This is a genomic window from Priestia flexa NBRC 15715 (assembly GCF_001591565.1).
Classification (GTDB): Bacteria; Bacillota; Bacilli; order Bacillales; family Bacillaceae_H; genus Priestia; species Priestia flexa.
Genome location: NZ_BCVD01000139.1, coordinates 1 through 8,693, shown reverse-complemented (window position 1 = coordinate 8,693; position 8,693 = coordinate 1). Strand labels below are relative to the sequence as shown.

Sequence of the window (8,693 nt, the reverse complement as noted above, 5' to 3'; positions counted from 1 at the left end):
AGGTATCGTAGAGGCTGAACTACTTATGTCTCAGTCTCTTTCTGTTACTTTGATAATGTTTCTTCTTTAACGATTTTTGGAATTTTCACTTCTTGAATACGCCCTTTTTCCATTTGCTTTTTATTGATAAACCAATATACGCTTCCTACAAATAAAGCGCCGCCTACAATATTCCCAAGCGTAACCGGGATCAGATTATGTAGCAGTCCAGCTAATGATATCGTTTCAGGGTGCGGATGAAGTAAAGCCAAACCAAGGAACGTCATGTTTGCAACGCTGTGTTCATAGCCAGATGCAACAAAGGCAAACAGCATCCAAAAAACTAACATAATTTTGGCCGCATCGCTTTTGGTTCTCAAAGCCGTCCAAATGGCTAAGCAGACGAGCCAATTACATAAAATCCCTCGAAAAAAAAGTTCGCTCATTGGCAGGTTCATTTTCTTTGCTGCGGTTGTCAGTAATAAATGTGTATCGCCTACTCCTTTAAACAAACCAGTTCCAACGATTAAGAGACACAATACGAACGCTCCCAATCCGTTTCCAACAAAGCACCACAGCCAATTTTTCAACGTATCTTTCCACGTAGTAGCACCTGATAATGTACTGATTGTATAAAACATATGATTGCCTGTAAACAACTCGGCTCCGGCAAACATAACAAGTAGTAACGCAATGGCAAACGATAAGCCCATAACTAGTGAGACTATTGGTAATGATGCTTCGGCTAACGGAGCACCAACTGAAAGAGCTAATACTACACCAATTCCGACATAAGCACCTGCAAGCATAGACAACAGTAAATAGCTCGGCAATTGTTTATTCACTTGATTTGTTTTTTGACGAGCTATGTCCGTCATAGACTCGATTGACGCTTTAAACACGCTTATCCCTCCCCTATTTCGTTAAAATTCTCTGATAAATTATATAATAAAAATATTACGCGTACACTTCTTGAAGTTTGGACTTTGAGAACCAGGAGAGAGTCGCTGATTGTTTTACCACTTCTCCGACCACAATCAGCGCTGGATTACTGACTTGTTCACTAGTGGCTATTTCTACAATCGTTCGCAGCGTACCAATTAAAACCCTTTGGTTAATAGAAGTACCTTCCTCAATCACCGCCACTGGTGTCTCTATGGACTTACCACCAGCTAAAAGCTGTTCACAAATATACGGTAAGTTTTTAACTCCCATATAAATAGCAAGCGTATCAACGCCTTGAGCTAGATGATGCCACCTAATATTTTCCGGAGTTCCAGTTAAACCGTGTCCGGTCACGATTGCAAATGAACGGCTTAACTCTCGATGGGTGACAGGGATTCCAGCATAAGCAGGAGCAGCAATCCCCGCTGTAATACCGGGGATGATTTCAAACTCAATGTGATGCTTAGCTAATACTTCAGCTTCTTCGCCTCCTCGCCCAAAAATGAAAGGATCTCCACCTTTTAGCCGTACAACTATCTTTCCTTGCTGGGCGTAATGTAATAATAAATCTTGAATGACTTTTTGAGGAACACAGTGATAACCAGGCGTCTTTCCGCAATACACAAGTTCTGCTCCCTCTTTTGCATAGTGTAAAAGATCAGGATTTACCAGCCGATCGTATAAAATAACATCTGCTATTTCTAAACACTTTCCTGCTTTAATGGTTAACAAATCTGGGTCGCCCGGTCCCGCTCCAACAAGATAGACTTTTCCTTGTCTCATTCTCCGCTTCACTCCTTCAGTATAACTATGATGGCATGTTTAATAGATGATTTACAACAGCTTATTAATCTTCTAACCACAGATATACAAGCTCTTCTTCAACAGATGTTCGGTATGCCTTTACTAAGCCAGTATCAGGTTCATGAACACGCCCGTTGTCCAAACAAATTTTCCAATCATGCATAGGGCAAAATACCGAATCACCGCTCACTATTCCTTCACTTAATACGCCACCTTTATGAGGACATCGGTTATCAACGGCCTGAATTTTACCGCTTGATAGCTTAAAGACAGCAATTTCTTTTTGATTCACTTTCACGGTTTTACCTAGGCTTTCTGGAAAATCATGAATTGACCCAAGCAACACTTTTGTTATGTTTTTGTTTACCATCTTTTTCCCCTCCATTTGTTTTGTTATGATGTTACAACTGTCTCAAACAATTCTTTTTTTGCTTGCTTGTTCTCAACGATTTCCTTCCATGGATCTCGATACGTAGATAAGGCTTCATCTATACGAAGGTTTAGTTTCTTTCTTTCCTCTACATTATCAAGAATAGCCTGAACGTTTTTAATACCGATTCGTTCAATCCAAGCTGAAGTACGCTCTAGATAATTTGCCGTTTCACGGTAATATTGTAGATAGGCTCCTGTAATTTCCATTAACTCTTCGTCTGTTTTCACCTTATATAGCAAATCGCCTCCTCGTAAATGAGTGCCTCCATTACCACCAACATAAATTTCCCAACCACCGTCTATTCCAATAAAGCCAATATCTTTAAAGCCTGATTCAGCACAGCTTCTTGGACAGGCCGATACAGCCATCTTTACTTTATGAGGAGTCCATAATCCTTCAAATTTCTTTTCCAGCGCAATCCCTACTCCCATCGAATCCTGCGTACCAAAGCGGCAAAATTGTTCTCCAACACACGTCTTCACCGTTCGAAGTGATTTGCCATAAGCATAACCAGAAGGCATATCTAGCTCTTCCCACACTAAAGGTAAATCTTCTTTCTTTACACCGAATAAGTCTAAACGCTGTCCTCCCGTTACTTTTACAAGCGGGATGTTGTATTTATCAACCACGTCAGCAATGCGTCGTAAATCATCTGCGTTCGTGACACCTCCGTACATTCGAGGAACAACAGAATACGTACCATCCTTTTGGATATTAGCATGCATACGTTCATTTACAAATCTAGATTCTCGTTCATCTACATAGCCAGTTGGATTCACCATACCTAAGTAGTAATTCAATGCAGGACGACACTTAGAACAACCTTCTTCGTTACTCCATCCAAGCACATTCATCACTTCACGCGTATGAGATAAGCCTTTTGCTCGAATTTCCTCTACCACCTCATCTCGAGAAAGAGATGTACATCCACATATCGCTTCCTTTTGAGCTGCTCCATCAAACTCACTTCCAAGCGTGTGCTGAAGCAATTCAGCAACAAGCGGCTTACACCCTCCGCACGAACGTGAAGCACTCGTACAGGCTTTAAGCTCATCAACTGATGTACAGCCTTGATTTTGAATAGCTTCTACAATCGTTCCTTTCGATACGCCATTACATCCACAAACAATATCATCCGCACTCATACTTGCTACCAGACTTCCGCTTCCTTGCCCGCTTATTGGTTGTAGAATTGAAATCTTCTCCACTTCCGATACGTCCTGTTGCTTTTGAATCATGGAAAACAAGCGGTTTCCATCACGGCTGTCACCAAATAAAACGGCCCCTACAATTTGATTTCCTTTTAAAACAATTTTTTTGTAAATACCATCTTGCTCATCGAATACCTTGATCGATTTCTTTTGTTCATCTTCTATAAAATCACCGGCTGAAAAAACATCTACGCCCGATACCTTTAACTGAGTGGATAGAACAGACCCTTGATAAGGACGTACATCTCCTCCACAGATCGTTTTAGCTAGTACTTTTCCTTGCTCGTAAAGAGGAGCTACCAACCCATAAACCATACCTTTATGCTCTGCGCATTCGCCTACGGCATAAATGTTGGCACTACTCGTTTCCATATAATCATTTACCACAATTCCACGGTTGATATGAAGACCCGCTTTTTGAGCAAGTTCAGTATTCGGTCGAATGCCTGCTGCCATTACTACAAAATCTGTTTCCAATAGGTTTCCGTCTGAGAACTTTAACCCTTCTACGCGCTCATGACCCGTGATTTCTTGGGTTTGTTTCTCAAGCAAGAAACTCATCCCTTGCTGTTCTAACTCTTGTTGAAGCAACTTTCCAGCAGTCAAATCCAACTGACGCTCCATTAAATAAGAGGATAAATGAACAACCGTTACATCCATTCCTAAGTTTAAAAGTCCTCTCGCTGCTTCTAAACCTAATAATCCGCCTCCAATTACAGCTGCTTTTTTATACTGCTGAGATGCTTTTACCATTTGATTCGTATCGCTTATATCTCGAAACGTTGTAACGCCTTCTTTCTCTACTCCTGGAATTGGAAGAATAAATGGCAGAGAGCCCGTTGCTATGATCAACTTATCGTAAAATTCAATCTTTCCTTGATCCGTACGTATTTCTTGATTAATTGAGTCAATGCTTATAACCTTTTCTTCTATATAAAGAGTAATATCGTTCTCCTCATACCAGTTCCAGTCGTTTAGCGTAATGTCTTCTACGCTTGTATCCCCTTGTAATACTTTAGATAACAAGATGCGATTATAGTTTGGATGTGGCTCACTCCCAAATACAGTGATATCAAATATTTCAGGGGACAAACTAATAATCTCTTCAACTGCTCGAATTCCAGCCATCCCATTCCCAATTACGATTAACTTCTCTTTTCTCATACTTCATTTCTCTCCTTTGCCTTCATTATTTTCGACTAAAAGATGCATTTAAAATGAATGTTTGAGTCTAATTTAAAGCAATTTTCCGAAAAGTTAAACAATTATGTTATATAATCTAACATATTTTATTAGTTTATTGAGTAAAAACCATCATCAACTTTTCAATTTTTTTACTAATAAACAAAAAATATCCAAACGATCGAAAGTGTTTAACTCGCGATAGTTTGGATATATCATTAGCTGAAATATTTATGACTCAGATTCTAGTATAGCGTTGAATTGTAAAAAAACAGCTCACTTATTCTTGTAATCCATTAATAATCGTTTCCGTATTCCACTTCATCATTTTTAAATACGTGTCTCCGTCTTCCCCTAGTTTCCCAAGCGAATCGGTAAAAATTGTGCCAGCAATCGGAACCTGCGTTTCTTTGGATACCGTTTCCATACTTCGTTTATCTACGCTTGTTTCGACAAATAAAGCTGGAATGTTATTTGTTTCAATTAAACTTACCACGTCTCGAATTTGATCGGGCGTACCTTGGCTTTCTGAATTAATTTCCCAAATATAACCTGTATTTATTCCGTATGCATTTCCAAAGTATTTAAAAGCTCCTTCGCTTGAGATTAAGAAACGCTTTTCTTCAGGAAGCTGTTGGATCTTATTTAATGTATCATCGTGTAACTTTTGAAGTTCTGCTATATACTCTTTAGCATTTTTTTCATAAAATTCTTTGTTATCAGGATCCTCTTTAATAAGTGCTTTCTTTACATTTTCAGCGTATAGGATTCCATTTTCAATGTTCATCCACGCATGTGGATCAGGCTCTTTTTCTAATCCTTTTGTTTCTAGATAAATAGGTTTTACCCCTTCACTCACTCGATAAACAGGCGCGTTCTCACCTGATTTATCCGTTGTTTTCAATAATTTGTTAAACCAAGCTCCACCTTCTTCTAGATTTAACCCATTGTAAAATACAGCGTCTGCATCCGTCATCTTCATTACATCTTCTGGAAGCGGATCATATTCATGCGGGTTCTTTCCAATTGGAACCAAACTATGAATCTCAACTTTTTCTCCACCGATTTGATTAACAATATCATAGATAATGGAATAAGTCGTAACGACTTTCAATTTGTCACTGTTCGCTTCGTTTCCATTGGTGCCACTGGAACACGCAACTAGCGCAAAGACTAGTAGACTAATGACTGATAACAACCAAATTTTTAATTTCACCTTCATCCTCCAATCGACTTTGAGAGCTCAGCTCGATTTCTTTTTATTTTTATCATTCTCCAAAACAGCCCTTGTGAAGGTGAAAAGAAGAATGCTAACGCAAATAAGAATGTTGCCACAATAACAATACTTGCTCCTGAAGCAAGGTTATATGAGAAGCTAAAATATAGCCCTACTATAGAAGAAAGCGCTCCGATACCAGCTGCTAAATAAATCATGACCCATAACCGGTTCGTTAATAGGTAGGCCGTAGCCGCAGGCGTAATGAGCATGGCAACTACGAGAATAATTCCTACAGTTTGAAGAGAGGCAACTGTCACCATCGTCAAAAGAACCATGAGCCCGTAATGAATCCATTTGTTTGGCAAGCCGTAGCTTTGTGCCATAGTTGGATCAAACGTCGACACCAAAAGCTCTTTATAAAACACATACACCAAGCCCATAATAACGACACCGATAATGAGTGTAGTCCACATATCAGAAGAGCGTACAGAAAGCACATTTCCAAACAAGATGTGATAAAGATCAGAACTGCTTTTCATAAAGGTAATTAAAATAATCCCTATAGCAAATACGGACGTAAACATAATACCAATTGCCATATCATGTTTGATACGACTATTTTGACTAACAAAGCCAATTCCAATCGCAGTAATAACTCCCGTTAAAACTGCACCGATAAAATAATTCATTCCCATCATGTAGGAGATAGCAACGCCTGGAAGAACAGCGTGTGAAATTGCGTCTCCCATCAGTGCCATTCCTCTTAAGACAATAAAACAGCCAATCACTCCACAAATAACTCCTACCATAACGGACGTTAGCAACGCTTTTTGTAGAAAGCTATATTGCATCAACGCATTCATAAATTCTACAACCTTCATGATGAATGTACCTCCGTTGGATGATTAAAAAAGAGTTCTTGATTTACATAGGCTTTTACCATCACAGCTGGTTCGAGTACGCTATTTACTTCTCCATAATGAATCAATTCTTTATTCAATAATAATAATTTATCAAAATAGGATTCTGCTTTACTTAAATCGTGATGTACAACGACCGTTGTTTTTCCTTGTTGACGTAACTCTCGAAGAATAGTGATAATGGTTTCTTCACTCGTTACGTCTATTCCAACAAATGGTTCATCTAAAAAAAGGACCTCTGCTTTTTGAGCAAGCGCTCTTGCTAAGAATACGCGTTGCTGTTGACCACCTGACAGTTCGCCAATCTGACGGTGTTTAAATTCTTCCATTCCTACTTTGTGCAAACACTGTAACGCCCAACTCTTATGCTCTTTCTTGGGTCTTTTCATTATTCCCAAGGATGGATACGTTCCAATTAATACAACATCTAAAACGGTAATCGGAAAATCCCAATCAATCGTACTTCGCTGTGGAACGTAAGCAATTTGTTTCCTAGCACTTCGAATATTCTCTCCCAGGACTTCAATATGTCCTTTATCATTTGGGATTAAATCCAAAATAGCTTTCATTAACGTTGATTTACCAGCTCCATTCGGACCAATAATTCCAATAAGCAGCCCTTTCTCAATCGTAAACGAAACGTCTTTAACCGCTTGATTACCTTGATACGATACAAACAAATCTTTTACAACGATTGCGTCAGTCATTTTATATACTCTCCTTTTTATTGGGTTCATTTAACTTTTTTGCACACAGGCAAAACTCAGGTAAAAAAATATAATACTCACGTATTACGAGTATATCAATAAATATTTTTCCTAAGGGAAACTTTTTTATATTAATCAAATTATATAGCCCATATGCAATTTTGTAAACATCCTCTTATTAAATTTAGTGGAAAAAGCACTAAACATAGAGGATTACGCTAAAATCCACATCGTACATGTTTTTTATTCGGCTTAAAAAAGTGAAATAAAACGATTTTATTGATATTTTATGAATGAGGGAATAAAATGATACCAAATATTTTACCAAAGGAAACTTTTTAGACAAAGGTAAATTATTTAATAAAGATCCCCATCAAAAGTAGAAAAAAGAATGAGAGGTAGCCTAGAACTACTTCTCATTCTTTTTATTGTTATTTCATTGGAAGCTCTTGCACAGAAGGTTGACCAACTTTATTTACCTAGACATAAAAAAGAGCCATTATGTTTCCAACAATGACTCTCATACTTTTTTATTTTCTAAAGACTATTATATAGCATCATTATGACTATCTAGCGAAATAGGAGGTCTCTTTAAAGGAACTTTCCAGTGCCACCAGTTGAAGATTCTAGCGATGATGATACACCCAAGGAAGATTCCGGTACAAGTTCAATGCTATCCGCTCATTAGCATTGCGGGTCCTGCCGACCGTGCAAATAATTCTAAAAGAGTACTTACAAATGTTAATTCGTTTACAACTTATTTTGTCGGTTATAGCTCTTCCTCTTATGTTATATAGTTTCATAACAAAGGATTATACTTTGCAGCCCTACGCGACGTTACTTTTCGGTTTAATCATGTTAATAATAGGACTGGTACAATTTCAAAATAAAAGTAAAGCTTTTTCTACATGTATGGTAATTACATGCTTAGATAAAAGGTGGATGACTTGCTCTTACACAATATAATATGATTTTATAATTTGTCCAGTGAAAAGATGGCAAAATAAAAAACTGTCTCCAGTAAAGAAGAGACAGTTTTTTATTTAAAGAGTTAAACGACATGATAAAAATGCAATTTGTAAAAAATAGTCTGACATTTAATATATCATATCTAACTAAAAAATCAATTATTTAGAGGGTAAAGCATATGTATAAAAGGTGCACTTTTTATACATTTGTTTGGGTTACGCCCTTGTATAAAACCCTTACGCGTCAAGGATGTATAAAAAGCTGCATAAATCAGAAACAAGGCCTCATCGAGAACCCTACTCCCATAAGGGTTCTTTTTTTTTG

The 8,693-nt window shown here is 37.9% G+C and carries 7 protein-coding genes; all 7 read right to left on the bottom strand.

Annotation, left to right across the window (positions count from 1 at the left end; translation table 11 throughout):
* Positions 1–44 precede the first annotated feature (44 nt).
* Entirely contained in the window at positions 45–881 is an 837-nt protein-coding gene (locus BFL01S_RS17400; RefSeq protein ID WP_061786469.1) for a formate/nitrite transporter family protein, read from the bottom strand.
* A 55-nt stretch (positions 882–936) separates the two neighbouring features.
* On the bottom strand, positions 937–1,707 hold the full coding sequence (cobA, locus tag BFL01S_RS17395; RefSeq protein WP_061786468.1) for a uroporphyrinogen-III C-methyltransferase: 771 nt from the start codon (positions 1,705–1,707) through the stop codon (positions 937–939).
* A gap of 64 nt (positions 1,708–1,771) precedes the next feature.
* Positions 1,772–2,098, bottom strand: a complete 327-nt coding sequence (gene nirD, locus BFL01S_RS17390) for a nitrite reductase small subunit NirD (RefSeq protein WP_061786467.1) — start codon at positions 2,096–2,098, stop codon at positions 1,772–1,774.
* A gap of 23 nt (positions 2,099–2,121) precedes the next feature.
* A complete protein-coding gene (gene nirB, locus BFL01S_RS17385; protein WP_061786466.1) occupies positions 2,122–4,536 on the bottom strand; it encodes a nitrite reductase large subunit NirB in 2,415 nt (804 codons plus the stop codon).
* 298 nt (positions 4,537–4,834) lie between these two features.
* Positions 4,835–5,776 (bottom strand): metal ABC transporter substrate-binding protein, encoded by a 942-nt coding sequence (locus BFL01S_RS17380; protein ID WP_169799871.1) that lies wholly within the window; start codon positions 5,774–5,776, stop codon positions 4,835–4,837.
* Positions 5,773–6,654, bottom strand: a complete 882-nt coding sequence (locus tag BFL01S_RS17375; protein ID WP_025909689.1) for a metal ABC transporter permease — start codon at positions 6,652–6,654, stop codon at positions 5,773–5,775. The genes BFL01S_RS17380 and BFL01S_RS17375 overlap by 4 nt, the downstream gene beginning before the upstream one ends.
* Positions 6,651–7,400 carry a metal ABC transporter ATP-binding protein gene (locus tag BFL01S_RS17370; RefSeq protein WP_025909688.1) on the bottom strand — a complete coding sequence of 250 codons (750 nt, stop codon included), beginning with the start codon at positions 7,398–7,400 and terminating at the stop codon, positions 6,651–6,653. The genes BFL01S_RS17375 and BFL01S_RS17370 overlap by 4 nt, the downstream gene beginning before the upstream one ends.
* Positions 7,401–8,693 lie beyond the last annotated feature (1,293 nt).

What these genes read in the sequence shown, in the direction of transcription:
- cobA (WP_061786468.1), bottom strand. Translation starts at nt 1,707, where the DNA reads ATGAGACAAGGAAAAGTCTATCTTGTTGGAGCGGGACCGGGCGACCCA.
- nirD (WP_061786467.1), bottom strand. Translation starts at nt 2,098, where the DNA reads ATGGTAAACAAAAACATAACAAAAGTGTTGCTTGGGTCAATTCATGAT.
- nirB (WP_061786466.1), bottom strand. Translation starts at nt 4,536, where the DNA reads ATGAGAAAAGAGAAGTTAATCGTAATTGGGAATGGGATGGCTGGAATT.
- BFL01S_RS17380 (WP_169799871.1), bottom strand. Translation starts at nt 5,776, where the DNA reads ATGAAGGTGAAATTAAAAATTTGGTTGTTATCAGTCATTAGTCTACTA.
- BFL01S_RS17375 (WP_025909689.1), bottom strand. Translation starts at nt 6,654, where the DNA reads ATGAAGGTTGTAGAATTTATGAATGCGTTGATGCAATATAGCTTTCTA.
- BFL01S_RS17370 (WP_025909688.1), bottom strand. Translation starts at nt 7,400, where the DNA reads ATGACTGACGCAATCGTTGTAAAAGATTTGTTTGTATCGTATCAAGGT.